The 26,835-nt window shown below is 63.8% G+C and carries 26 protein-coding genes; 18 read left to right on the top strand and 8 right to left on the bottom strand.

Translation table 11 applies throughout. From position 1 onward, the window contains the following. Nucleotides 1–99: 99 nt before the first annotated feature. From VM99_08390 to VM99_08380, 3 genes are read left to right on the top strand one after another with little or no spacing between them, the layout of a single operon-like run. Nucleotides 100–465 carry a murein hydrolase transporter LrgA gene (locus VM99_08390; GenBank protein ID AKJ98077.1) on the top strand — a complete coding sequence of 122 codons (366 nt, stop codon included), beginning with the start codon at nucleotides 100–102 and terminating at the stop codon, nucleotides 463–465. Next, nucleotides 462–1,178, top strand: coding sequence for a membrane protein (locus VM99_08385; GenBank protein AKJ98076.1), 717 nt, complete (start codon nucleotides 462–464; stop codon nucleotides 1,176–1,178). Before VM99_08390 ends, VM99_08385 begins: the two co-directional genes overlap by 4 nt. Nucleotides 1,179–1,188: 10 nt before the next feature. After that, entirely contained in the window at nucleotides 1,189–1,779 is a 591-nt protein-coding gene (locus VM99_08380) for an ATP-dependent protease (protein AKJ98075.1), read from the top strand. 36 nt (nucleotides 1,780–1,815) lie between these two features. Here the strand turns inward: VM99_08380 and VM99_08375 are convergent, their stop codons facing one another. Continuing rightward, nucleotides 1,816–3,132, bottom strand: coding sequence for a phosphoesterase (locus VM99_08375; protein AKJ98074.1), 1,317 nt, complete (start codon nucleotides 3,130–3,132; stop codon nucleotides 1,816–1,818). Nucleotides 3,133–3,329: 197 nt separating this feature from the next. Then, nucleotides 3,330–4,016 carry a 3-methyladenine DNA glycosylase gene (locus VM99_08370; GenBank protein AKJ98073.1) on the bottom strand — a complete coding sequence of 229 codons (687 nt, stop codon included), beginning with the start codon at nucleotides 4,014–4,016 and terminating at the stop codon, nucleotides 3,330–3,332. Between the two features lie 197 nt (nucleotides 4,017–4,213). Between VM99_08370 and VM99_08365 the strand changes: the two genes are divergently transcribed. The 13 genes from VM99_08365 to VM99_08305 all read left to right on the top strand — a co-directional run bounded on the left by VM99_08365 (nucleotide 4,214) and on the right by VM99_08305 (nucleotide 17,366). Continuing rightward, nucleotides 4,214–5,485, top strand: coding sequence for a gamma-glutamyl phosphate reductase (locus VM99_08365; protein ID AKJ98072.1), 1,272 nt, complete (start codon nucleotides 4,214–4,216; stop codon nucleotides 5,483–5,485). Between the two features lie 28 nt (nucleotides 5,486–5,513). After that, the gene (locus tag VM99_08360; protein ID AKK01716.1) at nucleotides 5,514–6,188 is read left to right on the top strand and encodes a nicotinate-nucleotide adenylyltransferase; all 675 of its coding nucleotides are present in this window, start codon (nucleotides 5,514–5,516) and stop codon (nucleotides 6,186–6,188) included. A 71-nt stretch (nucleotides 6,189–6,259) separates the two neighbouring features. Next, a complete protein-coding gene (locus tag VM99_08355) occupies nucleotides 6,260–6,754 on the top strand; it encodes a ribosome-associated protein IOJAP (protein AKJ98071.1) in 495 nt (164 codons plus the stop codon). A gap of 9 nt (nucleotides 6,755–6,763) precedes the next feature. Then, entirely contained in the window at nucleotides 6,764–7,231 is a 468-nt protein-coding gene (locus VM99_08350) for a 50S rRNA methyltransferase (protein ID AKJ98070.1), read from the top strand. Between the two features lie 9 nt (nucleotides 7,232–7,240). Next, complete coding sequence (locus VM99_08345; GenBank protein ID AKJ98069.1) at nucleotides 7,241–9,136, top strand: penicillin-binding protein 2; 1,896 nt, start codon at nucleotides 7,241–7,243, stop codon at nucleotides 9,134–9,136. Between the two features lie 31 nt (nucleotides 9,137–9,167). Then, the gene (locus VM99_08340; GenBank protein AKK01715.1) at nucleotides 9,168–10,271 is read left to right on the top strand and encodes a rod shape-determining protein RodA; all 1,104 of its coding nucleotides are present in this window, start codon (nucleotides 9,168–9,170) and stop codon (nucleotides 10,269–10,271) included. 17 nt (nucleotides 10,272–10,288) lie between these two features. Beyond that, nucleotides 10,289–11,299, top strand: a complete 1,011-nt coding sequence (locus VM99_08335) for a lytic transglycosylase (GenBank protein AKJ98068.1) — start codon at nucleotides 10,289–10,291, stop codon at nucleotides 11,297–11,299. Beyond that, complete coding sequence (locus tag VM99_08330; GenBank protein AKJ98067.1) at nucleotides 11,299–12,324, top strand: lipoprotein; 1,026 nt, start codon at nucleotides 11,299–11,301, stop codon at nucleotides 12,322–12,324. Before VM99_08335 ends, VM99_08330 begins: the two co-directional genes overlap by 1 nt. 169 nt (nucleotides 12,325–12,493) lie before the next feature. Beyond that, the gene (locus VM99_08325) at nucleotides 12,494–13,651 is read left to right on the top strand and encodes a D-alanyl-D-alanine carboxypeptidase (GenBank protein ID AKJ98066.1); all 1,158 of its coding nucleotides are present in this window, start codon (nucleotides 12,494–12,496) and stop codon (nucleotides 13,649–13,651) included. A gap of 82 nt (nucleotides 13,652–13,733) precedes the next feature. Next, a complete protein-coding gene (locus VM99_08320; GenBank protein AKJ98065.1) occupies nucleotides 13,734–14,009 on the top strand; it encodes a hypothetical protein in 276 nt (91 codons plus the stop codon). Further along, entirely contained in the window at nucleotides 14,009–14,656 is a 648-nt protein-coding gene (locus VM99_08315) for a lipoate--protein ligase (GenBank protein AKJ98064.1), read from the top strand. Before VM99_08320 ends, VM99_08315 begins: the two co-directional genes overlap by 1 nt. A 1-nt stretch (nucleotide 14,657) precedes the next feature. Continuing rightward, nucleotides 14,658–15,680 carry a lipoyl synthase gene (locus VM99_08310; GenBank protein ID AKJ98063.1) on the top strand — a complete coding sequence of 341 codons (1,023 nt, stop codon included), beginning with the start codon at nucleotides 14,658–14,660 and terminating at the stop codon, nucleotides 15,678–15,680. Between the two features lie 750 nt (nucleotides 15,681–16,430). After that, nucleotides 16,431–17,366 (top strand): peptidase S66, encoded by a 936-nt coding sequence (locus VM99_08305; protein AKJ98062.1) that lies wholly within the window; start codon nucleotides 16,431–16,433, stop codon nucleotides 17,364–17,366. Nucleotides 17,367–17,498: 132 nt separating this feature from the next. On the opposite strand, the gene VM99_08300 is transcribed toward VM99_08305, so the two are convergent. From VM99_08300 to leuS, 5 genes are all read right to left on the bottom strand, one after another. Next, nucleotides 17,499–18,821, bottom strand: a complete 1,323-nt coding sequence (locus VM99_08300; GenBank protein AKJ98061.1) for a murein transglycosylase — start codon at nucleotides 18,819–18,821, stop codon at nucleotides 17,499–17,501. Nucleotides 18,822–18,892: 71 nt separating this feature from the next. Next, nucleotides 18,893–19,057, bottom strand: coding sequence for a lipoyl synthase (locus VM99_08295; GenBank protein ID AKJ98060.1), 165 nt, complete (start codon nucleotides 19,055–19,057; stop codon nucleotides 18,893–18,895). A gap of 233 nt (nucleotides 19,058–19,290) precedes the next feature. Next, nucleotides 19,291–20,328 carry a DNA polymerase III subunit delta gene (locus VM99_08290; GenBank protein ID AKJ98059.1) on the bottom strand — a complete coding sequence of 346 codons (1,038 nt, stop codon included), beginning with the start codon at nucleotides 20,326–20,328 and terminating at the stop codon, nucleotides 19,291–19,293. 53 nt (nucleotides 20,329–20,381) lie between these two features. Then, nucleotides 20,382–20,987, bottom strand: coding sequence for a lipoprotein (locus VM99_08285; protein ID AKJ98058.1), 606 nt, complete (start codon nucleotides 20,985–20,987; stop codon nucleotides 20,382–20,384). Between the two features lie 90 nt (nucleotides 20,988–21,077). Continuing rightward, complete coding sequence (gene leuS / locus VM99_08280) at nucleotides 21,078–23,684, bottom strand: leucine--tRNA ligase (protein ID AKJ98057.1); 2,607 nt, start codon at nucleotides 23,682–23,684, stop codon at nucleotides 21,078–21,080. Nucleotides 23,685–23,976: 292 nt separating this feature from the next. Between leuS and VM99_08275 the strand changes: the two genes are divergently transcribed. Both VM99_08275 and VM99_08270 read left to right on the top strand, forming a co-directional pair. Continuing rightward, complete coding sequence (locus tag VM99_08275) at nucleotides 23,977–24,288, top strand: hypothetical protein (protein AKJ98056.1); 312 nt, start codon at nucleotides 23,977–23,979, stop codon at nucleotides 24,286–24,288. A 111-nt stretch (nucleotides 24,289–24,399) separates the two neighbouring features. Continuing rightward, nucleotides 24,400–25,161, top strand: coding sequence for a membrane protein (locus VM99_08270; protein AKJ98055.1), 762 nt, complete (start codon nucleotides 24,400–24,402; stop codon nucleotides 25,159–25,161). A 144-nt stretch (nucleotides 25,162–25,305) separates the two neighbouring features. Here VM99_08270 and VM99_08265 read toward each other — a convergent pair whose 3' ends face one another. Beyond that, nucleotides 25,306–26,829 (bottom strand): acyltransferase, encoded by a 1,524-nt coding sequence (locus tag VM99_08265; protein AKJ98054.1) that lies wholly within the window; start codon nucleotides 26,827–26,829, stop codon nucleotides 25,306–25,308. Between the last annotated feature and the right edge of the window lie 6 nt (nucleotides 26,830–26,835).

The raw sequence follows: 26,835 nt of genomic DNA, 5'->3' as shown, positions 1-26,835 counted from the left end.
GCCGCTGCGCCGCCCAGCGGGAGCAAGCTCCCTCGCCACACCGTCACGTCGTGAACCGAGTTGGCGCGTTCATTGGATCTGTTGCAGGGGAGAGAGCGGATGTTGCTACGGGGCCTGACCTGGCTGGTGCTGTTCCAATTGCTGGGCACTGCGATCAATCATTTGTTCCTGCCGGTGTTGCCCGGGCCCATCGTGGGCCTGTTGCTGTTGCTGGGCTACCTGATCATGCGCGGCGAAGTCAGTGAGCCGCTGAGCCTGGCCGCCGGCAGCCTGTTGCGCTACTTGCCGTTGTTGCTGGTCCCGCCGGCGGTGGGGGTGATGGTCTATGCGCGGGCCATCGCGGCCGATTTCTGGGCCATCGTCGGTGCATTGACCTTGTCGTTGATCCTGTCCGTGGCCCTGACCGGGGTGCTGATGCAGCGCCTGGCACGGCGTCACGTCGCCGCGGCGGAGGAGAGCGAATGATCCTCGACTGGCAAGGCGCCTGGACCTCGGTGATCCATCATCCGCTGTTCGGCATCGGCATCACCCTGGGCGCCTATCAACTGGTATTGGCGGCGTTTGAAAAGACCCGCTGGGTGTTCCTGCAGCCGGTGCTGATGTCGATGGTGCTGCTGATCGGCGTGCTGGTCGGTTGCGGCATTGGTTACGCCGAATACCGCAAGAGCACTGAAATCCTCAGCATCCTGCTGGGGCCGGCCACGGTCGCCCTGGCGGTGCCGTTGTATTTGAACCTGCGGCGGATCCGCCAATTGTTCTGGCCGATTTTTACTACGCTGGTGATAGCCGGGGTGGTCGCCACCGGCTCTGCGGTGCTGCTGGGCTGGGTGTTCGGCGCCGAGCACATGATTCTGATGACCATGGCGCCCAAGTCCGTGACCTCGCCGATCGCCATGCTGGTGGCCGAGCAGATTGGCGGCGTGGCGGCCATGGCGGCGGTGTTCGTCTTGATCACGGGCGTGCTTGGGGCGATTCTGGGCCCGAGCATCCTCAACGGGTTGAAGGTGCACAGCCCCGAGGCCCGCGGTATGGCCCTGGGATTGGCGGCCCATGCGGTGGGCACGTCCGTGGCCTTGCAGGAAAGCGAAGAGTCCGGCGCTTTTGCGGCGCTGGCGATGAGTCTGATGGGCGTAGCCACGGCGGTGTTGCTGCCGTTGGTGGTGTCGATGACAGTCTAAGGAACTGGTTATGAGCTTGCCGCTTTTCCCGTTGAACACTGTGTTGTTCCCCGGTTGCATCCTCGATTTGCAGATTTTCGAGGCGCGCTACCTCGACATGATCGGCCGCTGCATGAAAAAAGGCGAAGGGTTCGGAGTGGTGTGCATCCTCGATGGCGAGGAAGTGGGCATTGCCCCGGAAGGTTATGCGCGGGTGGGCTGCGAGGCGCTGATCACCGACTTTTCCCAGCAGGACAACGGCCTGTTGGGCATCCGCGTGAAGGGCGGGCGGCGTTTTATCGTGCATGGCAGCAGCGTCCAGCCGGATCAGTTGACGGTCGCCGATGTCGAGTGGCTGGAGGACGAGCCGGAGCAACCGCTGCAGGACGAGGACGCTGACCTGGTGGCGTTGCTCAAGGCGCTGGCCGAGCACCCGATGGTCGAAGCCTTGAACATGGGCACCGAAGCGACCGGCCAGCAATCGCTGGCCAACCAGCTGGCCTATCTGTTGCCGTTCAACGAACTGGACAAGATCGACCTGCTGCAACTCGATGACCCACAGCAGCGCCTGGATGCGATCCAGGCCTTGCTCGATGAGTTGCAGGGCGAACTCTTCGCCTGACCCCACACGGATCTCCAGTGCTCATTGGTCCGCCGCTCAGTAGGCATACCGTAGCAGGCCATGGGGCAGGTGCCGGAAGCTGAAGAAGCTGAACGCGGCCACCATCGCCGGCAGGATCAGCCACCAGATTTTCGGCGGCATGGCCGGTAGCGGTGCCTGGCGCTGGCTCAGCCACAGGACGGCGGCGCAGACACAGGCGGCGAGCATGGCGCCGGCGATGATGTCGCTCGGCCAATGAGCACCGAGATAAACCCGCGACAAGGCAATCGCCAGCGCCGGCAGGCAGCCCAGCAGCAGCCAGGTCAGGCGCAGGCGGGGCGGTTGGCCGCGACCGGCCAGGACGGCCAGCGCTAGGAACAGCGCGAACGCACCGGAGGCATGGCCGCTGGGCATGCTGTAGCTGGTCAGTGGGTCGGTGAGAATTTCTGGGCGCACACGGGCGAAGAAGTGCTTGCTGCCGGTATTGGCCAGGGAGGTGAGCAGCATCGTGCCGCCGGCGAAGATTGCCTGCCGCCATTGGCGCGCCAATAACAGCAGGCCGGTCAGCAGGGAGCTGAAGATCAGCATGAAGTGGAATTCGCCGATCAGCGTGAAGGTCACGGCGATTTCGTCCAGCGTCGGGCTGCGGTGCTCCTGGACCAGCGTCATCAACCCCTGGTCGAAGGCTGTGAGGTAGCGAAAGCCGATGAACAGGCCGATCAGGATCACCAGGCCCAGGCCGGCAATCAGCGCGGTGGCATGCCGGTGACGGCGCATGCTGCTGTTGACGCTCAGGCCGATCATCACCGCGATGCTGCCGACCACCACCCCGGCCTGTGGCCAGAAACCTTCGGGCAGTGGCAGGCGGAACGCCGCGCCGGTGGCCCAGCCGGGCAGCAGGTACGCCACGGTCCAGCCGGAGGCGGCCAGCAGGCTGACGGCGGCGAAGCGCGGGAACGGCATGTCACACATCCCGGCCACCATCGGCAGCATCGGCCTGAGTGGGCCGATGAAGCGCCCCACCAGCAGGCTGGCGATGCCGTAGCGCTGGAAGTAGCTCTCGGCCGCGTTCATCCATTCCGGGTGGTGCCGCAGCCCTGGCAGACGCCGGATGTTCTGGTGGAAGTGGCGGCCGAGGAAATACGACACCAGGTCCCCCAGCAAGCCGCCGAGCAACCCCAGCAGCAGCGTCTCGCCCAGCGACAGCGCACCGCTGCCGGCCAGCACCGCGATCGCGAACAACAACACCGTGCCCGGCACGATCAACCCGGCAATCGCCAGGCATTCCACGCAGGCGACGATGAACACCGCCACCGCCAGCCATTGCGGATTGACACTCAGCCAGCCGGTGATGCTATCGAGCCATTGGCTCATAAGAACAACTCCATCGAAGATTGATCGGCATGCACCGAACCCCCTGTGGGATTCTGTTGTGAACACAAAACCTGCGGTCACTGAAGATCAACTGTGGGAGCGAGCTTGCTCGCGATTACGGTGTGTCAGTCAACATCCATTCAGTTGACTCGACGCTATCGCGAGCAAGCTCGCTCCCACAGGGTTGTGCGGTGTGTTTATGAAAGCAAAAAATAATCGCGACCTTCGACCTGTCCGCGTCGCAGCGGGTTCCGGGTGCACCAGGGGGCATAGGCCGCATCGACGAAACGGTAGGGCAGGTGCTCGTCGCGCCCTTGCGGGATTCCCAGGCGGGTGGTCTGGATGACATTGACCGTCGGCACATCGACATCTTCCACCAGCAGGCGCTCGGGGTCGAAACGTTTGGCGTCCCATTCCGGCACTTTCAGCCCGAGAGCCTTGCACAGCAGGGTCTGGCCGGCGCAGAGCTTCTGCGGCGTGCGCGGCTGGCCCTGGGCGTCGGGGTTGTTCAGCAGCATCTGCGCCAGGCTCGCCGGGCCGGAGACGGCATCGACCCACGGATAGGCCGACTTGATCAGCACGGCATTGCCTGGGCCCTGGGCGCTGAAGTTCAGCGAATCACCGCCCCGGGCGTAATACATATAGATGTGGCCGCCATCCAGAAACAAAGCCTTACGTTTTTCCGTGTAGCCGAGCGAGGCGTGGCTGCCTTTTTCGGCGAAGTAATACGCTTCGGTCTCGATGATCCGCGCGCTGAGCCACAGGTCCCCGACCTTGTGGCGGATGACCTTGCCCAGCAGGTCCCGGGCAAGCACTTGGGCGTCGCGATCGAAAAAGCCGTGGGGCAGGGCCTTGGGCTGGGGCGAAGGGGTTGGATCGGTCATGGCGATAGACGCAGTGAGGCCAAAGGAAGGGCGATGATAGCAATGCGAAGCTTAATCACCACTGAACACGCACGTGAACCGTGGCTGTCGGCGTCTTTTTGTTCCTCCGCCGGTCACCGCTGTGAGTCCATGCTGTTAGTCGAGGGTTACGACAGCTATAATCTGCCGCTTTCCTCACCGCCAAGACCACACAGACCATGACTGAGTCCGTTCTTGACTACATGACCCGCCTGGGTCGCGCCGCCCGCGCGGCGTCGCGCATCATCGGCCGTGCCAGCACCGCGCAGAAAAACCGCGCCCTGCAAGCCGCCGCCAATGCGCTGGACGCCGCTCGCGCCGAGTTGTCCGCCGCCAACGAACTGGACCTGGCCGCCGGCCGGGCCAATGGCCTGGAGCCGGCGATGCTCGAACGCCTGGCGCTGACCCCGGCCCGCATCGACGGCATGATCGTCGGCTTGCGTCAGGTCGCGGCATTGCCGGACCCGGTCGGCGCGATCCGCGACATGAGCTACCGGCCGTCGGGCATCCAGGTGGGCAAGATGCGCGTGCCGCTGGGTGTGGTCGGGATCATCTACGAGTCGCGGCCGAACGTGACCATCGATGCCGCGAGCCTGTGCCTGAAGTCGGGTAACGCGACCATCCTGCGCGGCGGTTCCGAGGCGATTCATTCCAACCGTGCCATCGCCGCCTGCATCCAGCGCGGTCTGGCCGAGGCCGATCTGCCGGCCGCCGTGGTGCAAGTGGTGGAGACCACCGACCGCGCCGCCGTCGGCGCGTTGATCAGCATGCCCGAGTTCGTCGACGTCATTGTCCCGCGCGGTGGCAAGGGCCTGATCGAGCGGATCAGCCGTGACGCCCGCGTGCCGGTGATCAAGCATCTGGACGGCATCTGCCACGTCTACGTCAGTGCCCACGCCGAGTTGCCGAAGGCCCAGCGCATTGCCTTCAATGCCAAGACCTACCGTTATGGCATCTGTGGCGCGATGGAAACCCTGCTGGTGGACCAGGCCGTGGCCCAGGCCTTCCTGCCGGCGATGGCGGCCCAGTTCCGCGAAAAAGGCGTCGAACTGCGTGGGTGCGAGCGCACCCGGGCGATCATCGAGGCGGTGGCCGCCACCGAGCAGGACTGGGACACCGAATACCTGGCGCCGATCCTGTCGATCCGCGTGGTCGACGGGCTGGACCAGGCCATCGAGCACATCAATCGCCACGGCTCCCATCACACCGACGCCATCGTCAGCGAGCACCAGGGCGAAGCCCGGCGCTTCGTCGCCGAGGTGGACTCGGCCTCGGTGATGATCAACACCCCGACCTGCTTCGCCGACGGTTTCGAATACGGATTGGGTGCCGAGATCGGCATTTCTACTGATAAGCTGCACGCCCGCGGCCCGGTGGGCCTCGAAGGCCTGACCTGCGAGAAGTACATCGTGGTGGGCGACGGCCAGTTGCGCGGGCAGGAGCCGGCCTGACTTGGGCGACCTTGACGCACTGGCCCCTATGACTAAGACCGCTGTGACGGCGACCACCGCGCCAAAGCGCATCGGCATCCTGGGCGGCACGTTCGACCCGGTGCACATCGGCCATTTGCGCGGTGCGCTGGAAGTGGCCGATGCCCTGGGCCTCGATGAGCTACGCCTGACGCCCAGCGCCAGGCCGCCTCATCGGGAGATGCCGAGGGTTTCGGCGCAAGACCGTTTGGCGATGGTCGAGTGCGCGGTGGCCGGTGTGGCGCCGTTGGTCGTGGACGCCCGTGAATTGCTGCGGGACAAGCCGTCCTACTCCATTGACACCCTGGAGCTGATGCGCGCCGAACTGGCCGCCGATGCCCAGGTTTTTCTGCTTCTGGGCTGGGACGCATTTTGCGGCCTGCCCACTTGGCACCGCTGGGAAGAGTTGCTCCAGCATTGCCACATCCTGGTGCTGCAACGCCCGGATGCCGACAGCGAGCCGCCGGATGCCTTGCGCAACCTGCTGGCGGCACGCTCGGTGAGCGACCCGCTGGCCCTGAAAGGGCCGAGCGGACAGATTGCATTCGTCTGGCAGACGCCGCTCGCGGTATCCGCCACCCAGATCCGTCAACTGCTGGCCAGCGGTAAGTCGGTACGTTTCCTGGTGCCCGACGCGGTCCTGGCCTACATCGATGCGCACGGGCTGTACCGTGCGTCGAACTGAAAGAGGCGCGCTTCAAGGCACGTGAATGCGTGTAGCGAAGCGCCCGAACACATGAGCAAAACGAGTTTTATATGACTGACAAAGACGTAAGCAAAGTTAAGCGCAAGGGCACGTTCAAGAGCGCCCCGCTGCCGGTAGAGGCCCACGTGGGCGCCGCATTGGCCGGCGAAGAGCTGGTCAAGGTGTCCGTTGCCGCCCTGGAAGACGTCAAGGCCCAGGACATCCAGGTGATCGACGTTCGCGACAAGCAGAGCATCACCGACTTCATGATCATCGCCACCGGTACCTCCAACCGCCAGATCGGCGCGATGCTGGACAAGGTCCGCGAAGCGGTCAAGGCCCAGGGCGTCAAGCCGCTGGGTGAAGAAGGCAAGGGCGACAGCGACTGGGTCCTGCTGGACATGGATGACGTCATCGTGCACATGATGACCGCCTCGGCCCGCCAGTTCTATGACCTGGAGCGCCTGTGGGCCGGTGCCGAGCAGAGCCGTGCGGCGGATGCCCGTCACCACAGCCCGGAAAACACCCATGAGCATTTCACCAAGCTCAACAAAGACCAGCAGTAAGGGTTCGCTGTGCGACTGCGCCTGATCGCCGTCGGTTCCCGCATGCCCAAGTGGGTGGAAGAAGGCTGGCATGAGTATGCCAAGCGTCTTCCGTCCGAACTGGCGCTGGAACTGGTGGAAATTCCGCTCAATACCCGTGGCAAGAACGCCGACGTGGCGCGCTTCATCCGCCAGGAAGGCGAAGCCATGCTGGCCAAGGTCGGGCCGAACGAGCGGATCGTCACCCTCGAAGTCCATGGCAAGCCCTGGAGCACCGAGCAACTGGCGGTGGAGCTCGATCGCTGGCGGCTGGATTCGCGCACGGTCAATTTCATGGTCGGCGGCCCCGAAGGGCTGGCGCCGGAAGTCTGTGCCCGGGCCGACCAACGCTGGTCGTTGTCGCCGTTGACGTTGCCGCATCCGCTGGTGCGGATCCTGATCGGCGAACAGTTGTACCGTGTCTGGACAGTCCTGTCCGGACACCCTTACCACAAGTAATCCTGCCCCATGCCTCAGCCGATCCGCATCAAGGACCACGAAAAAGACGCCCGCCTGGTACGGGGCCGCGTCGTGTTCGGCGCCATCACGGTGGTGACGCTGATCGGGGTGCTGATCGCGCGGTTGTACTTCCTCCAGGTGATCCAGTACGAGTACCACTCGACCCTGTCGGAAAACAACCGGGTGCACGTGCAGCCGATTCCGCCGACCCGTGGGCTGATCTTCGACCGCAATGGCGTGGTGGTGGCGGACAACCGTCCCAGCTTCAGCCTGAGCATGACCCGCGAGCGCTCCGGCGACTGGCAGCAGGTGCTCGACGTGATCGTCGAAGTGCTGCAACTGACCCCCGAGGACCGGGCGATCTTCGAGAAGCGCATGCGCCAGGGGCGGCGGCCGTTCGAGCCGGTGCCGATCCTGTTCGAGCTGACCGAGGAGCAGATCGCCCTGATCGCCGTGAACCAGTTCCGCCTGCCCGGCGTCGAGGTGGTGGCGCAACTGGTGCGGCATTATCCCCAGGGGCCGCACTTTGCCCACTCGGTCGGCTACATGGGGCGGATCAACGAGAAAGAGCTCAAGACCCTCGACCCGGTCAACTACAGCGGCACCCACCACATCGGCAAGACCGGTATCGAGCGTTTCTACGAGCCCGAGCTGCACGGCCAGGTGGGTTACGAAGAAGTCGAGACCAATGCCCGTGGCCGGGTATTGCGGGTGCTCAAGCGCACCGACCCGATCCCCGGCAAGGACATCGTCCTGAGCCTGGACATCAAGCTGCAGGAGGCCGCCGAAGCGGCGCTGGGCGGGCGCCGGGGCGCCGTGGTGGCGCTGGATCCGAATACCGGCGAGGTCCTGGCGATGGTCAGCCAGCCGAGTTTCGACCCGAACCTGTTCGTGACCGGCATCAGCTTCAAGGCCTACGCCGAGCTGCGCGACTCCATCGACCGGCCGCTGTTCAACCGGGTGCTGCGCGGCCTCTATCCGCCAGGCTCGACCATCAAGCCGGCCGTGGCGATTGCCGGGCTGGATTCCGGTGTGGTGACGGCGTCGAGCCGCGTCTACGACCCGGGCTACTACATGCTGCCCAACTACGACCACAAGTACCGCAACTGGAACCGTACCGGCGACGGTTACGTGGACCTGGAAACGGCGATCATGCGGTCCAACGACACCTATTTCTATGACCTGGCCCACAAGCTGGGGATCGATCGGCTGTCGTCCTACATGAACAAGTTCGGCATCGGCCAGAAAGTCTCCCTGGATATGTTCGAAGAATCCCCCGGCCTGATGCCGTCCCGGGAATGGAAGCGCGCCACCCGGCGCCAGGCCTGGTTCCCCGGCGAAACCCTGATCCTGGGGATCGGCCAGGGCTACATGCAGGCTACGCCTTTGCAACTGGCCCAGGCCACCGCGCTGGTGGCGAGCAAGGGCAAGTGGTATCGCCCGCACCTGGCCAAGACCATCGAAGGCCAGAAGCCGGTGGACCCGAACCCGATGCCGGACATCATCCTGCACAATCCGTCGGACTGGCAGAAGGTCAACAACGGCATGCAGCAGGTGATGCACGGGGCTCGCGGCACGGCGCGCAAGGCGGCCATCGGTTCGCCGTACCGCATCGCCGGCAAGAGTGGTACGGCCCAGGTGGTCGCGATCAAGCAGGGTGAGAAGTACGACCGCTCCAAGGTCCAGGAGCGCCACCGCGACCACGCCCTGTTCGTCGGCTTCGCCCCGGCCGACAACCCGAAAATCGTCGTGGCGGTGATGGTCGAGAACGGTGAGTCGGGCTCCGGTGTCGCCGCGCCCGTGGTGCGCCAGGTGATGGACGCCTGGTTGCTGGACGAGCACGGCCAGCTCAAGCCCGAGTACGCAAGCCCCATCACCGCGGAGGCTACGGCCCGTGAAGAATAATTTCGACCGCATCCTCTCCAGCGAAGATGTGATGCGCCGTCGTGCCACCCTGTTGCAGCGCATGCACATCGATGGCCCCCTGCTGATCCTGCTGCTGACCCTGGCCGCCGGCAGCCTGTTCGTGCTGTATTCGGCCAGCGGCAAAAGCTGGGACTTGCTGGCCAAGCAGGCCACCTCGTTCGGCATCGGCCTGGTGTCGATGATCGTCATTGCCCAGTTGGAGCCGCGTTTCATGGCGCGCTGGGTGCCGTTGGCCTACGTGATCGGCGTCAGCCTGCTGGTGGTGGTGGACGTGATGGGCCACAACGCCATGGGCGCGACCCGCTGGATCAACATCCCCGGGGTGATTCGCTTCCAGCCCTCGGAATTCCTGAAGATCATCATGCCGGCGACCATCGCCTGGTACCTGTCCAAGCGCACCTTGCCGCCCCAGCTCAAGCACGTGTGCATCAGCCTGTTGCTGATCGGGATCCCGTTCATCCTGATCGTGCGCCAGCCAGACCTCGGCACCTCGCTGCTGATCCTGGCCGGCGGCGCCTTCGTGCTGTTCATGGGCGGCCTGCGCTGGCGCTGGATCCTCAGCGTGGTCGCTGCGGCGGTGCCGGTGTCGGTGGCGATGTGGTACTTCGTCATGCACGACTACCAGAAGCAACGCGTCTTGACGTTCCTCGACCCCGAGAGCGATCCGCTGGGCACTGGCTGGAACATCATCCAGTCCAAGGCCGCCATCGGCTCCGGCGGGGTATTCGGCAAAGGCTGGCTGATGGGCACCCAGTCGCACCTGGACTTTTTGCCGGAAAGCCACACCGACTTCATCATCGCGGTGATGGGCGAGGAGTTCGGCCTGGTGGGCATTTGCGTGCTGCTGCTGATCTACCTGCTGCTGATCGGCCGAGGGCTGGTGATCACCGCCCAGGCCCAGACGCTGTTCGGCAAGTTGCTGGCGGGCAGCCTGACCATGACGTTTTTTGTGTATGTTTTCGTCAACATCGGTATGGTCAGTGGCCTGTTGCCGGTGGTAGGGGTGCCGTTGCCCTTCATTAGCTACGGAGGAACTTCGCTGGTGACACTACTGTCAGCGTTTGGGGTTTTGATGTCGATCCATACCCATCGCAAGTGGATCGCACAGGTTTGAATAAGGTGAAGAGTTCAATGCAAGCAATGCGTGGCTGGTCGACGCGATATGCGCCGTGGATCGGCCTGGTGGGCTTTCTCGGTGGCACGCCGCCGGTCCTGGCGGGCGAGTACGAAGGCTCGCCCCAGGTGGCCGAGTTCGTCGGCGAGATGACCCGCGACTACGGTTTCGCCGGGGAACAGCTGATGGGCGTGTTCCGCGAGGCCGAGCGCAAGCAGTCGATCCTGGATGCCATTTCCCGGCCTGCCGAACGGGTCAAGCAATGGAGCGAATACCGGCCGATGTTCATCACCGAGGCCCGTATCGCCCGGGGCGTGGACTTCTGGCGCCAGCACGAAGCCGCGCTGGCCCGTGCCGAGCAGGAGTACGGCGTGCCGGCCCAGATCATCGTCTCCATCATTGGTGTCGAGACCTTTTTTGGCCGCAATACCGGCAATTTCCGGGTGATCGACGCGCTGTCGACCCTGGGCTTCGATTACCCGCCACGCGCCGAGTTCTTCCGCAAGGAGCTGCGTGAGTTCCTGCTGCTGGCCCGCGAGGAACAGGTCGACCCGTTGACCCTCAAGGGCTCCTACGCCGGGGCGATGGGCCTGCCGCAATTCATGCCCAGCAGTTTCCGCGCCTACGCGGTGGACTTCGACGGCGACGGCCACATCAATATCTGGACCAACCCCACCGATGCCATCGGCAGTGTTGCCAGCTATTTCAAGCGTCACGGCTGGGAAGCCGGCCAGCCGGTGGTCAGTCGCGCCGACGTGCGTGGCGACCAGGTGGACGAAGGCCTGACCGAAGGCATCGAGCCGACGAAAACCGTCGGGGAGTTGCGGGCGTTGGGCTGGTCGAGTCATGATGCGCTGCGTGACGACATGCCGGTCACCGCGATGCGCCTGGAAGGCGAGCAGGGCCCCGAATACTGGATGGGCCTGAAGAATTTCTACGCGATTACGCGTTATAACCGCAGCGTGATGTACGCCATGGCCGTATATCAGCTGTCTGAAGAGCTGGTCAAAGCACGGGGCGTCAAATAATGCGGGCATTGCCTACCTATCAACCCCTGAAAGCCAAGCCCCTCAAGCTCGTGGCGTTGGCTGCGCTGTCGCTGCTGGTCGTCAGTTGTTCGACCAGCCGCGCGCCGGCCCAGAAAAACTCCACCGCCGTGCGCTCGGCGCCGGGGCTGGACATCAACCGTGCCCACAAGGACGGTGCGCCATGGTGGGACGTCGATGTCTCGCGCATCCCCGACGCCACCCCGACCCTGCACACCGGCCCCTACAAGGCCAACCCCTACACCGTGCTGGGCAAGACCTATTTCCCGATGGCCGACTCCAAGCGCTACGTCGCCTCGGGCACGGCATCCTGGTATGGCACCAAGTTCCACGGCCAGAACACTGCCAATGGCGAGGTGTATGACCTGTACGGTATGAGCGCGGCCCACAAGACGCTGCCGCTGCCCAGCTACGTGCGGGTGACCAACCTGGACAACAACAAGAGCGTGATCCTGCGGGTCAATGACCGCGGGCCGTTCTATTCCGACCGCATCATCGACCTGTCGTATGCGGCGGCGAAAAAGCTCGGTTACGCTGAAATCGGCACCGCACGGGTCAAGGTCGAGGGCATCGACCCGCAGGAATGGTGGGCCCAACGTGGCCGTCCGGCGCCTTTGATGCTCAACGAGCCAAAAGTGGCGCAAAATGCCGCGCCGACCGTAACCGCTTCCACCGGTACGGTCGAACAATGGACGCCACCGCCGCAGCAGCACGCGGCGGCCGTAGTGCCGGTGCAGTTGGAAGCAAAAAAAAACGCTTCTGCAACAGCGTCTGGCCAGTATCTGCAGGTGGGCGCGTTCGCCAACCCGGACGCTGCCGAACTGCTCCGGTCCAAGCTCAGCTCGATGGTGAGCGCCCCGGTGTTCATCAGCTCGATCGTGCGCAACCAGCAGACCCTGCATCGGGTGCGCCTGGGGCCGATCGGTTCTCCGGGTGAGGTCCAGCAGGTGCAGAACAGTGTGCGCCTGGCCAATCTCGGTTCGCCGAGCCTGGTCACCGCCGAGTGATTGATTGACGGCCCGCTTGCGGTTCGAGCGGGTCGGGTTGTTGGCTCCATGAATAACAAAAGCCCGGCAAGGGCTGTGAGTGAGCAACTTAAATACGCGGCAGCCCGTCAAGAAGGCTGCTTGTAAGTATTGCCTCCGGGCAGTTTCCATTAGCGATTTCGAGAGACGGATGAACATCACCACCTTTGCCAAACGCCTTTGCCTGCTAGTCCCGCTGCTGCTTTCACCTGCCGCGTTCGCGGTCGAGATGATGCCATCGCCGCCACAATTGGCCGCCAAGTCCTATGTGCTCATGGATGCCAGCAGCGGCAACGTGCTGGTGGAGAACAATGGTGACCAGCGCCTGCCACCGGCCAGCCTGACCAAGCTGATGACCGCCTACATCGCCACCCTGGAAATCCGTCGCGGCCAGATCGGTGAAAACGATCCGGTGACCGTCAGCGAGAACGCCTGGCGTACCGGCGGTTCGCGGATGTTCATCAAGGTGGGCTCGCAAGTGACCGTCAGCGACCTGCTGCACGGCATCATCATTCAGTCCGGCAACGACGCCAGCGTCGCCCTGGCCGAGCACATCGCCGGCAGCGAAGACGCGTTCGCCGACATGATGAACAAGACCGTGGCCGACCTGGGCATGACCAACAGCCACTTCATGAACCCGACCGGCCTGCCGAACCCCGAGCACTACTCGTCGGCTCACGACATGGCCATCCTGGCACGGGCGATCATCCACGAAGACCCGGCGCACTACGCCATCTACTCCCAGAAGGAGTTCTTCTGGAACGGTATCAAGCAGCCTAACCGCAACCTGCTGCTGTGGCGCGACAAGACCGTCGATGGCCTGAAGACCGGTCACACCGACGAAGCCGGCTACTGCATGGTGTCCTCGGCCGTGCGTGACGGCATGCGCCTGATCGCGGTGGTCTTCGGCACCAGCAGCGAAGTGGCCCGTGCCGCCGAAACCCAGAAGCTTCTGACCTACGGTTTCCGCTTCTTCGAAACCCAGACCTTCTACCAGAAGGGCACCGAGCTGGCCCAGGCCCAGGTCTGGAAAGGCACCAGCAGCCAGGTGAAGGCCGGTCTGGCCCAGGACCTGACCATGACTCTGCCTAAAGGCCAGCTCAAGAAGCTCGCTGCCAGCATGACCATGAACCCGCAACTGACCGCACCTATCGCCAAGGGCGACGTGATCGGTAAAGTCGAAGTCAAACTGGACGACAAGGTGGTGCACAGCGCCGACCTGATCGCGCTGGACGCGGTCGAGGAAGGTGGTATCTTCCGCCGCATGTGGGATAGCATCCGTCTATTCTTCTACGGCTTGTTCAACTGATTCCAGCTGTTGACCTGCATGGCCCCGTTCCGATCCGGTGCGGGGCCATGTTCGTTACCCGGGCTTACGAGGCCGTTACGCCATGACAGACCCAGAAGTAAAGGCTCCAAAAATCGAATTCCCCTGCGCGGATTACCCGATCAAGGTGATCGGCGACACCGGCGTGGGCTTCAAGGACAAGATCATCGCGATCCTTGAGAAACATGCGACCGTTGACCTCAAGACCCTGGCCGAGCGCCAGAGCACCAACGGCAAGTACACGACGATCCAGTTGCACATCCTGGCCACCGGCCAGGAACAGCTCTACGACATCAACAGCGAACTGCGGGCGACCGGTTTCGTACACATGGTGTTGTGATGCCGGGCACGCTGGGTTTTCGCGAGCTGGGCCAGATGGCCTATGAGCCGGTCTGGCACGCGATGCAACGCTTTACCAACGAACGGGGCAACACCGCCGACGATGAAGTCTGGCTGGTGGAGCATCCGCCGGTGTTCACCCAGGGCCAGGCCGGCAAGGCCGAGCACCTGTTGCTGCCGGGCGATATCCCGGTGGTGAAGGTCGACCGCGGCGGCCAGGTGACCTACCATGGTCCCGGCCAACTGGTCGCCTACCTGTTGCTGGATGTGCGCAAGCTGGGGTTCGGCGTGCGCGAGCTGGTCACCCGCATGGAAACCTGCCTCATCGAGCTGCTGGCCAGCTACGGCGTGATGGCCGCGGCCAAGCCGGATGCGCCGGGGGTCTACGTCGACGGGGCCAAGATCGCCTCCCTGGGGCTGCGGATCCGCCACGGTTGCTCGTTTCATGGCCTGGCCTTGAACGTGGACATGGACCTTGAACCGTTTCGACGGATTAATCCCTGTGGCTATGCGGGGCTGGCGATGACCCAGTTGCGCGATCACGCAGGATCGATTGAATTTGCCGAGGTAAGTGCCCGGCTGCGCGCGCAGCTCGTCAAACACCTCGACTACGCTGAGCAGACGACCCTCACGGGCGGAATCGACTGATATGACTACTGATGCAGTGCAAACCATAATCCCGACGCAGGATGTTACCGAGCGTCCGGCCCCGCGTGCCAAGGTCGAGGCCGGCGTCAAGCTGCGCGGCGCCGAGAAGGTTGCACGCATCCCGGTCAAGATTATCCCCACCACCGAACTGCCGAAGAAACCCGACTGGATTCGCGTGCGCATCCCGGTTTCCCCGGAGGTCGACCGTATCAAGGCGCTGCTGCGCAAGCACAAGCTGCACAGTGTCTGTGAAGAGGCGTCCTGCCCGAACCTGGGCGAGTGCTTCTCCGGTGGCACCGCCACGTTCATGATCATGGGTGACATCTGCACCCGTCGCTGCCCCTTCTGCGACGTCGGCCATGGCCGGCCGAAGCCACTGGACGCGAGCGAGCCGGAAAACCTGGCCGTGGCCATTGCCGATCTGAAACTCAAGTACGTGGTCATCACTTCGGTGGACCGCGACGACCTGCGTGACGGCGGCGCCCAGCACTTCGCCGACTGCATCCGTGAGATCCGCAAGCTGTCGCCGAACGTGCAGCTCGAAACCCTGGTGCCCGACTACCGTGGCCGCATGGACATCGCCCTGGAGATCACCGCCGCCGAGCCGCCGGATGTGTTCAACCACAACCTGGAAACCGTACCGCGCCTGTACAAGGCTGCGCGTCCGGGCTCGGACTACCAGTGGTCGCTGACCTTGCTGCAACGCTTCAAGCAGATGATGCCGCACATTCCGACCAAGTCCGGGCTGATGCTGGGCCTGGGGGAGACCGACGATGAGGTCATTGAGGTCATGAAGCGCATGCGTGAGCATGACATCGACATGCTGACCCTGGGGCAGTACCTGCAGCCTTCGCGTAGTCACCTGCCGGTGCAGCGTTTTGTGCATCCGGATACCTTTGCCTGGTTTGCCGAGGAGGGGTACAAGATGGGGTTCAAGAATGTGGCTTCGGGGCCGTTGGTGCGGTCTTCGTATCATGCGGATGAGCAGGCGAAGTTGGTCAAGGCGGAGCTGTTGGGGAGCTGATTTAGCCGGTTTTGGTGGGGCTGTGTGTATATCCGTTTTTTGTGTAACGGCTACTTAGGGTTCCGCCCTTACGGCGGGTTACTTTTGGCAAACGCCCCAAAAGTAACCAAAAGGTCTTCGCCCCACCACTCGGTGCCTCGCCTAGGCTCGGCATGCCTGAACGAAGGCATTGCTCCGCGGGCCCGCCGCGAAGGGCCATCCATGGCCCAGCGCGGCTACCTCGGCATCCATGCCGAGGTGCCCACTGCGCAATACCTTCGTTCAGCCATCGTGGTTAATGGGGCGCAAGAGCAAAATCAAAAGCGAAGCAGTCTGGTGGCTGGTCTGTTTTGGGCGGTTCTGCATCCTTACAACGTTGTAGGTCTGGGCCGTGGAGCAAAGCTTGCTCGCGATGGCGGTGGATCAGCTACACACATGTTGAGCGTGCCCTCGCTTTGCTCTGCTTTTGACTTTGATCTAAACGCCCCATTAACCACGCTGGCCGAACGCAGGCATTGCGTAGTGGGCATCCCGGCATGGATGCCGGGATAGCCGCGCTGGGCCATGGATGGCCCTTCGCGGCGGGCCCACGGAGCAATGCCGGAGTGAGGGAACACCTCGCCTAGGCGAGGTGCCGAGTGGTGGGGCACAGCGTTTTTGGTTACTTTTTTGGCGTTTGAAAAAAGTGACCCGCCGTAAGGGCGGAACCATAAGTGGCCGTTACAAAAAAAACGGATATACACACTAAGCAAGCCGACAAACCGGAAGCCCATGGACACCCTAACCCCTCATCACCCCGTCCCAGCCCTCCCCCCCAAAGGCCTGATCGCCCTGATCGCCCCCGCCGGCCCCGCCCCCCTGGACACGGAAAAAGCCATCCAATGGATGCGCGCAAGGGGGCACGAACTGCGAATATTCCCAGGCGTCTACGAAAAGCAAAACTACCTGGCCGGCAGTGACGAGGTACGGCTCAACGATCTGCATGCGGCCTTCGCCGACCCTGAAGTCAGCGCCATCATCTGCCTGCGCGGCGGCTACGGCACCCCACGCTTGCTCGATCGCATCGATTACGACCTGTTGCGGCGCAACCCCAAGCCTTTCGTTGGCTACAGCGACATCACCGCGCTGCACCTGGCCATCAACCGTTATGCCGGATTCGTGACCTTTCACGGACCGTTGCTCAATGCCGATCTGTTGGGCGACAAACAACCCCCGACCGTCACCTCGTTTTTCAGCCTGTTGCATGGGCAGTTGAAGGCGGGCAGTGTGCTGAGTCATCCCGAGGCCTATCCATTGACCACCGTCCAGCCCGGCATCGCCCATGGGCGTTTGCTGGGGGGCAACCTTTCGATCATTGCCGCGACCATGGGCACGCCTTACCAGATCGACGCAGACGGTGTGATCCTGCTCATTGAGGACGTCAACGAGCCGCTGTATCGCATTGATCGGTTGCTGACCCAGTTGCGCCTGGCTGGCACGTTGGCCAAGTTGCGCGGCGTGCTGGTGGGGGATGTGGCCGGGGTGGAGGTCGAAGCGTTGAATCGCCTGCTCAAGCAGACCTTCGAGCCGTTGCGCATTCCGGTGCTGTCCGGTTGGCGCAGTGGGCATTGCGATCCGAACCTGACCTTGCCGATGGGCGCATTGGTGAGGCTGGATGCGGGGGAGAAGCGGTTGGTGCTGGAGCAGGATGTGGTGGTTACACGCTAATCCTGCGTCGTCTGCGACTCAGTCTTCGCGAGCAAGCCCGCTCCCACAGGTTGATCGTGTGTCCATGAAAGAACGCGGTCCCTGTGGGAGCGGGCTTGCTCGCGAAAGCGGCAGTGGCCATCAAGACAGTCTTCAGCGGTTACGCAACGCGTCCAGCAATTGATGCGTCGGATACCCATCCGCCGGCCAGCCGAGTGACTGCTGGGCGCTGCGGATTGCCTTGCGGGTGTTGGCGCCGATGATGCCGTCGGGGGTGCCGGCGTCGTATTGATGCGTGCTCAGCAAGGTCTGCAGTTCGATGCGTTCGCTGCGACTCAGCGGCAGGTCATCCTTGGGCCACTGGCCGTACACCAGCCCCGCACCGGTGAAACGCCCTGACAACAAGCCCACCGCCAGCGCGTACGACGAGGAGTTGTTGTACTTGAGGATGGCGCGGAAGTTGTCGAACACCAGGAACGCCGGGCCGCGATGGCCGGCGGGCAGCAGCAGGGCCGCCGGCAATTGCCGTTCACCCGGGGGAATCGGCATGCCGTCGTAGGTGGAAACCCCCAGGCGTACCCATTCGGAGAAGGGTTTGCGGGTCGTGCCGTCGGCCAGGGCGTAGTCGAACCCCTTTTCCAACTCTACCTCGTACCCCCACGGCTGGCCGCGTTGCCAACCGGAGCTTTGCAGGTAGTGGGCGGTGGAGGCCAGGGCGTCGGTGGAACTGCCCCAGATGTCCCGGCGTCCGTCGCCGTCGAAATCCACCGCGTGGGTGTTGTACGTGGTGGGAATGAACTGGGTCTGGCCCATGGCGCCGGCCCAGGAGCCGAGCATTTTTTCCGGTGCGATATCGCCCTGTTGCAGGATTTGCAGGGCGGCGATCAGTTGCGCATGGGCAAAGCCCGGGCGTCGGCCTTCGTAGGCCAGGGTCGCCAGGGAGTTGATCACGGACTTGGTGCCCTGGAACTGGCCGAAGTTGCTTTCCATGCCCCACACCGCCACCAGCGCCTCGCGATCGACGCCGTAGCGTTGCTCGATACTTTGCAGCACTTGGGCGTTCTGCTGGATCAGTGCCTTGCCTTTGTTGACCCGCAGCGGCGACAGGGCGCCATCGAGGTATTCCCACACGGGGCGGGTGAATTCCGGCTGGCTGCGATCGGCCTTGATCACGCTCATGTCGGGGCTGACGCCAATGAACGCGCGATCGAACAGGTCGGGACGGATCCCGGCGGCCAAGGCGTCCTTGCGAAACCCGGCCTGCCATTCAGCGAAGGTCTGGGTGGGGACGATGTCCAGGTTTTCACCAGTGGGCACGACAGGCGGCACCACGGCCGGGGCGGTCACGGCGGGGATGGTCTGGAGCGGTTGGGCGTCGGCGGCGGTGGGTTTTTCAGCGCAGGCGACCAGCAGGGCGATGCTGGTGGCGGCAATCAGCTGGCGCAGGGGCAAGCGACGGGAAAGACAAAAGGGCATGCACGGGTCCAGAAATACAAATCAGGTGCTGACCTTAACATGCGAAAGGGCTGTAGGGCTTGTCCAGGTGTTCAAGCGGCCAGAAAGCAAGAAGCCTCCCAGTTGTCAGACTGGAAGGCTTCGCGGCGGTAGCTGCCCTTGCCCTTGGCGGGTCGTTCCTGGCGGCTGCGAAACAGCGGCTGGGCGACGATGGACTTGGCCTTGTTGGGGCCATGCCTGGATGGCTTTTTGCTCATGGTGGGATCTCTCATGGGGGAGGGTTGTGCGGGGCGAATCATGGGCCAGAGTTGGAGGGCTGTCCAGTCCCGGCAGGCCGGCGGAATGTGTGCAGCGTTTGCGACCAGCGCGCTTGTGTGGCGAGGGAGCTTGCTCCCGCTTGAGTGCGTAGCGCTCATCGCTTTTTTGGGATCGCTTCGCGATCCAGCGGGAGCAAGCTACCTCGCCACAAAAGCATCTGGCAAGGCGGTGTTTATTCAGCTGGAAGCGTCAGTCGCTGCCCGGCCATCAACAGCGACAACCGACTCAGGCTCATCCACGGCGAGCCAGCGGCCTGGCCCTTGATCTGCGCGTCGATGCGCTGCGCTTCGAGCAGCAGTTGTGCCCAGCGCGGCGCCGAGTAACGTTGCAGGGCCTTGCTCATCAGCGGCTTGCGTTTGTCCCATACGGGCGGGCGGGCCTGGCTGAAGGCCTTGTCCAGCGGTACACCCTGGCTGTACTGCAACGACAGGTTGGCCAGCAGGCGCAATTCCCGGGACAGCGCCCAGAGGATCACCGGTGGCTCGACGCCTTCGCCTCGCAAGCCTTCAAGCATGCGCAGGGCGTGGGCAGCCTCGCCGTTGAGGATCGCATCGGTCAGCCCGAAGACATCGAAGCGAGCGCTGTCGGCCACGGCGGCCTGCACCGTTTCCACGGTGATTTGTCCGCCTTCGGCCATCAGCTTGAGCTTTTCGATTTCCTGGGCCGCGGCCAGCAGGTTGCCTTCGACGCGGGCGGCAATCAGCTCCACCGCGTCCTGGCTGGCCGAGAGGCCGGCCTGGGACAGGCGTTGGCGGATCCAGCTCGGCAGTTGGCTGACATCCACCGGCCAGATCTGCACGAACTGGGTTTGCTGACCCTCCACCAGGGCCTTGCCCCATTTGGTCTTCTGCGCACTGCCATCGAGTTTCGGCAGGTTGATGAGCAGGACCGTGTCCTCGGCAGGCCGCGAGCAATACTCGATCAGCGCGGCGGCGCCTTTGTCGCCAGGTTTACCGGACGGCAGGCGCAGCTCCAGCAGGCGCTTTTCTGCGAACAGGGACATGCTCGCCCCGGCCAGCAGCAGGCTGCCCCAATCGAAATTGGCGTCGGCGGCGAACACCTGGCGTTCGTCGAACCCTTGCTGGCGAGCGGCACTGCGGATGGCGTCGGCAGCTTCCTGGCACAGCAATGGGTCATCGCCACTGATGATGTAGACCGGCGCGAGGGCGCCTTGCAGGTGCTTGCCGAGTTGGGCGGGGGCCAGTTTCATGGAATGCAGCTCATGAGCGCAGATGGGCGGGGCGCCGGAGCACCCCGCACGGCTTATTCAGCCGGGACTTCCAGAGGCGACTGCTGCGGTGTTTCCGCCTCCGCCTTGCGTGCCGCTTCCAGCGCGTCGGCTTCGGCCTTGGCGCGGGCGTCGGCGGTCTGTTGCAATTGCTCCAACTGGGCCGGGCTCAGGCGTTGCAGGCGCAGCATCATGCGCTGTACCAGCTCGCGACGCATTTCGCCACGCACCTGGGTCGATTCCTGGTCGGAGCCGGTGATGTTGTTGCCGTCGTGCAGGTAGACCTTCTGCACCTGGAGCTTGTCGTCCAGCAGCGACAGGTTGTTCTGGCCACGGATTTCATAGCTCAGCACGTTGGTCAGCTCGTATTCGGCCGAACGCCCGGCGCCGGCGTAGCTCAGGCTGCGCTGACTTTGCTGTTCATTGGTCAGCACCAGCTTGTAGGGCGCGCCGTTGTAGACCTTCACGCCACTGTTCTGGAGCGTGTCGCGCAGCATTTTCACGGTTTCGCCGTAGGCGTCCCGCGCACTGAGGTCCAGCTCCTTGATAGCCAGCTCGGTGGTGCCGGTGCCACGCAGCTGGAAGCCGCAGGCGCTCAACAGGACCGCCAGGCCCACGACCAGCAGATTACGTTTGATCATCTTGTTGCTCCCCTTGAAACCCTATGGGCCGACAACGCGGCCTCCCAGGTCATATTCGGCGCCCGGCCCGCGGCCAGGCGCCCGATCCAATTAGCTTGCGACGATGTTGACCAGTTTGCCGGGCACGACGATCACTTTGCGAATCGTCAGGCCATCGACGAAGCGCAGCACGTTCTCGTTGGCCCGTGCGGCGGCTTCGACTTCTTCGCGCGTTGCGCTGGCCGGCATGTCGATCTGGCCGCGCAGCTTGCCGTTGACCTGGATGACCAGGGTCAGGCTGTCCTGCACCAGCGCGGTTTCGTCCACCACCGGCCAGCGGGCGTCGATCACCGGGTCGGCGTGACCCAGTCGATTCCACAGCTCGTGGCTGATGTGCGGGGTGATCGGCGCCAGCAGCAGCGTCACCGCTTCCAGGCCTTCGTGGAGCAAGGCGCGATCCTGTTCGGTGGCTTGCGCGGCTTTTTCCAGGACATTCATCAACGTCATCACCTGGGCGATGGCGGTGTTGAATTTGTGGTTCTGGCCGACGTCATGGCTGGCCTGCTTGATGGCCAGGTGGATCGAGCGGCGAACGGCTTTCTGTTCGTCGTTCAGGCCGTTGACGTCCAGCTTGCCCGGCAGGCCCTGGGCCACGTGGGCCTGGGCCAGGCGCCAGACGCGCTTGAGGAAACGGTGCGAGCCCTCGACGCCGGAGTCGGACCATTCGGCGCTCATGTCGGGCGGCGAGGCGAACATCATGAACAGGCGGCAGGTGTCCGCGCCGAACTGGTCGATCATCGACTGTGGGTCGACGCCGTTGTTCTTCGACTTGGCCATCTTCTCGGTGCCGCCGATTTCCACGGGCAGGCCGTCTGCGATCAGCTTGGCGCTGATGACCTTGGCCTTGCTGTCGCGTTCGAGCTCGACATCGGCGGGGTTGAACCAGGTGTAGGCGCCGTTGGCTTCGCGACGATAATACGTCTCGGCGACCACCATGCCCTGGGTCAGCAGGTTCTTGAAGGGCTCGTTGGAGCTCACCAGGCCTTCGTCGCGCATCAGCTTGTGGAAGAAGCGCGCATACAGCAGGTGGAGAATGGCGTGTTCGATACCGCCGATGTACTGATCCACCGGCAGCCAGTGGTCGGCGGCGGATTTTTCCACCAGGCCGCCTTCATGGTGCGGCGAGGCGTAGCGGGCGTAGTACCACGAGGACTCGACGAAGGTGTCCATGGTGTCGGTTTCGCGCTTGGCCGGTGCGCCGCATTTCGGGCAGCTGCATTCGTAGAACTCGGGCATGCGGGCCAGTGGTGAGCCGGCGCCGTCGGGTACGACGTCTTCCGGCAGAACCACGGGCAGTTGGTCTTCCGGCACCGGTACGTCGCCGCAGGTGCCGCAATGCACGATCGGGATCGGGCAGCCCCAGTAGCGCTGACGGCTGATGCCCCAGTCGCGCAGGCGGAACTGGGTGCGGGAGGCACCGAGGTTCTTCTTGATCAGGGCCACTTCGATGGCGTCGAACGCACCTGCGAAATCCAGGCCGTTGAACTCACCGGAGTTGATCAGCTCGCCGTGTTCGCCGTAGGCGTCCTGCCACGGGGCCGGGGTCTGGTTACCGGCGCTGGTGCGGACCACGGGCTTGACCGGCAGGTTGTACTTGTGGGCGAACTCGAAATCGCGTTCGTCGTGGGCCGGCACCGCCATGACGGCGCCATCGCCGTAATGCATCAGCACGTAGTTGGCGACCCACACCGGGAGTTTCTCGCCGGTCAGCGGGTGCTCGACGAACAGCGAGGTCGGCAGGCCTTTCTTCTCCTGGGTGGCGACGTCGGCTTCGGCGACGCTGCCGCCCTTGCATTCGGCAATGAACGCCTGCAGTGCGGGATCGTTCTGGGCCGCCAGGGTCGCCAGCGGGTGCTCGGCGGCCACGGCCACGTAGGTGGCGCCCATCAGGGTGTCCGGACGGGTGGTGAAGACCTTCAGGGTGCCGGCTTCGCCAATCGAGGCGACGTCGTAGGGGAACTGCACTTCCATGCCCCGGGACTTGCCGATCCAGTTGCGCTGCATGGTCTTGACCTGTTCGGGCCAGCCGGTCAGCTCGTCGAGACTCTCCAGCAGTTCATCCGCGTAGGCGGTGATCTTGAAGTAGTACATCGGGATCTCGCGCTTTTCGATCAGCGCGCCGGAGCGCCAGCCGCGACCGTCGATCACTTGCTCGTTGGCCAGTACGGTCTGGTCCACCGGGTCCCAGTTCACGGTGCCATTCTTGCGATAGATCACGCCTTTTTCGAACAGGCGGGTGAACAGCCACTGCTCCCAACGGTAGTAGTCGGGCTTGCAGGTGGTGACTTCGCGGGACCAGTCCACCGCCAGGCCCAGGCTGCGCAGTTGGGACTTCATGTAGGCGATGTTTTCGTAGGTCCACTTGGCGGGGGCCACGTTGTTCTTCATCGCGGCGTTTTCCGCCGGCATGCCGAAGGCGTCCCAACCCATGGGTTGCAGGACGTTCTTGCCTTGCATGCGCTGGTAGCGGGAGATCACGTCGCCAATGGTGTAGTTGCGCACGTGCCCCATGTGCAGCTTGCCGCTGGGGTAAGGGAACATCGACAGGCAGTAGTAGGTCTCCTTGCCTGGCTGTTCACTGACTTCAAAGGACTTTTGCTCGTCCCAGAACGACTGGGCGGCGGCTTCGATTTCACGGGGCTGGTAGTGTTCGTGCATGGCTACTTTTGTACTGAATGGGGTGGCCCAATCCTCTTCGTTGCCATGCTGGACGCAGACGACGCCGTATGCGGCGTTCTCGATGCCCAGCCAAGCTGGAAGTGGAGTTACAGGAAGCGCCGTAGCATACATGACCGCGCTCTGCCGAGGGAAACCCTGATTGCATGCCGGCCATTGCCGACCACCGCCTGTGTCGGGCGTTCAGGGCCGTTGGTCGCGGCGTCCTGCCGGTTTGCCAAGCGAAGCTAAGCTTCTCAATGGGGAGTGAGTCTTATCTTCAATGAGGTGAGGGATGGTTGAATCACAGCGAAAAGTAACGACACCTGAGTTGTACGAAAAACTGATCGATCGTCTCGGGGTGGCCCTGGACGCTGCAAGAACCGCCGGTCGTTTGCGCGACGAGCGTCCGACAGAGCTGGAACTGCGCGGCCTCAGCCCCGCAGAGTTCGAACTGGTCAAGGCTTACCTCGAACAGGTCGGACACCCGACCCGCCCGAGCGCAGCCCAGGTACCCCAGCGTCACGAGGCGCCCCGTTCGGCCAAGGTGGTATGGCTCAAGGACCGGACGCCGGACAAGGAAGCCGTCAGGCTCCGGTCAATGTAGTTGAACTAGAACCGGACCCACCCAGGTCGCTCTTTTGATTCAAGGTCCTTTCGAATCTGTTGTCGCTTTGCGTCAACCCACTTAGGCTTCGGGCATCTATGGAGATGCCCGATGCCGTTTCGCTATTTCATCAAACAACTTCTCTTGCCGCCGGGCATTCTCTTGCTGCTGCTGGCGCTTGCCTGGTGGTGGCGCAACTCCCGGCCGCGCCTGGCTCGCCTGTGCTTTATCGTGGGCCTGGGCGGCTTTTGGCTGATGAGCCTGCCCGTGGTGGTGCAGTGGAGCGCCAAGGCCCTGGAGCAGGAGCCGCCGCTGGCGCGCAGTGAATGGGCGAGCCTGGCCCAGCGCGCCGACGCCATCGTCGTGCTCGGCTCCGGCCGTGAGCGCGGCGACCTGGCCTGGGGCGCCGACCAGCCCACCGGTGTGGGGCTTGAGCGTCAGCGTTATGCCGCCCGACTGGCCAAGGCGTCAGGGCTGCCGGTGCTGACGACCGGCGGCCTGCACTACGGTACTCCACCCAGCGAGGCGAAGCTGATGGCCGATTCGCTGCTGGATGATTTCGGGGTCACCGTACGCTGGCAGGAAGGGCGCAGCCGCACCACCTGGGAAAATGCCCGGATGAGCGCCGAGATCCTCCTGCCCGAGGGTGTCCGTCGCGTCGTGGTGGTGACCCAGTCCTGGCACATGCCGCGGGCGGTCATGAGTTTCGAACGCTCGGGTTTTGAAGTGGTGCCCGCGCCGGTGGGGTTCCTGGGGGCGGACAACGCCCGGCCGTTGGGCGGCTGGATGCCGGAGTTCAAGTCGATCTGGCAGTCCGGGCAGTTGATGAATGAGGCGGTGGGGTTGGTGGGGTACTGGTTGTTCTATCCCTGAATCGTCAAGGTGAACGCTTATTGTGGCGAGGGGGCTTGCTCCCGCTGGGGCGCGAAGCGGCCCCTAAAAACAGGGGCCTGCTGCCGCAGTCCAGCGGGAGCAAGCTCCCTCGCCACGGGGTTTTTCATTCAGATGGGGAACGGGTTATACCGTCCTGGCCATCCGGCCCGTCATCAGGGCCCAGCCCAGCAGTAGCACGCACAGGCTGATCAACGGCCACGAGCGCCATTGCAGGTAGGGCGTCAGGTCGTGCATCGGCACCACTTCGCCATACAGGATGCCGCGCTCGAACTGCGGGATCTGCGCGGTGATCTGGCCGAAGGGGTTGATCAGGCCGGTGACGCCGTTGTTGGTGGCGCGGATCATCCAGCGTCCGGCTTCGAGGGCGCGCATCTGGGCCATTTGCAGGTGCTGCAACGGGCCGATCGAGGTGCCGAACCAGGTGTCGTTGCTGATGGTCAGCAGCAGGTCGCTGCGCGCCGAGAGGCCGGCGGCGAACTCCGGGTAGACCACTTCATAGCAGATGAACGGCGCGATCTGGTAACCCTTGGCCTGCAGCAACGGCTGGTCGGCCGGGCCCCGGGCGAAGTCCGACATGGGCAGGTCGAAGAACGCGATCAGACCGCGCAGGAGGTCCTGCAGGGGCACGTATTCGCCGAACGGCACGAGTTTTTGCTTGAGGTAGGTGCCGTCGCCTTCGCCGGTCACGGTGATGCCGTTGAAGTAGCGCTTTTCGTGGCGCACCAGTTGGCGAATCGGCACGCCGGTGATCAGCGCCGAATGCCGCTCGGCGGCGAAGCTGCCCATCATGTCCAGGTAGCCCTGGGCCGACTCCTTGAGCACCGGGACCGCCGTCTCCGGCCAGACCAGCAGGTCAACGCGCTTGGAGGTAAAGCTCATGTCGCGGTACAGCGCCAATTGGGCGTTGAGCTGTTCCGGGTCCCATTTCAGGCTTTGTTCGATGTTGCCCTGGATCGCCGCGACGCTCAGCGGGTCGCCCGAAGGGCTGGTCCATGCATGCCCCTTGAGCGCCATGCCGGCCACCCACGGACCGACCAGCAACACCACGCCGGCGGCGATGAAGCCCTTGCGCCCGGTGCCGATCAACCGGCGCGCGTTGTACAGCAGCGCCGCCGTCAGTGCCAGGGTGAAGGAGATCAGCCACATCCCACCCACTGGCGCGAGGCCGGCCAGGGGACCATCGAGCTGGCTGTAGCCGGAATAGAGCCACGGGAACCCGGTGAGGAACCAGCCACGGAAGGCTTCCTGGCCCAACCACAGCGCGGCGAACGCCAGGGCATCGGCCAGCGGCGCTTCGTTGCGCCGCAGCCAGCGCGCCCACAGCCAGGCAGGCAGGGCAAAGAACCAGGCAATGGCGGCGATGAACAGCAGCATCAGCAACCCGGCCAGCAGCACCGAGGCACCACCGAAGTTGTGGATGCTGACGTAGATCCAGCTGGTGCCGGCGCCGAACAGACCAAAACCGAAGCACCAGCCTCGGCCGAGGGCCTGGCGTGGCGATAGCTCGCGCAAGCCGGCATAGAACAGCCCGACCGCCAGCAGTGCCAGCGGCCAGATGTCGAACGGTGCCAGGGCCAGGGTGGTGATCGCGCCGGCCGCCACGGCCAGCAGGTTACCGGGCCAGCCGGGGCGGTTTATCCAGCGCATGTGTGT

It is taken from the genome of Pseudomonas chlororaphis (genome assembly GCA_001023535.1).
In the GTDB taxonomy this organism is placed as follows: domain Bacteria; phylum Pseudomonadota; class Gammaproteobacteria; order Pseudomonadales; family Pseudomonadaceae; genus Aquipseudomonas; species Aquipseudomonas chlororaphis_E.
Note: the sequence above shows the minus strand (reverse complement) of the source record. Positions and strands in the feature narration are given on the sequence as shown.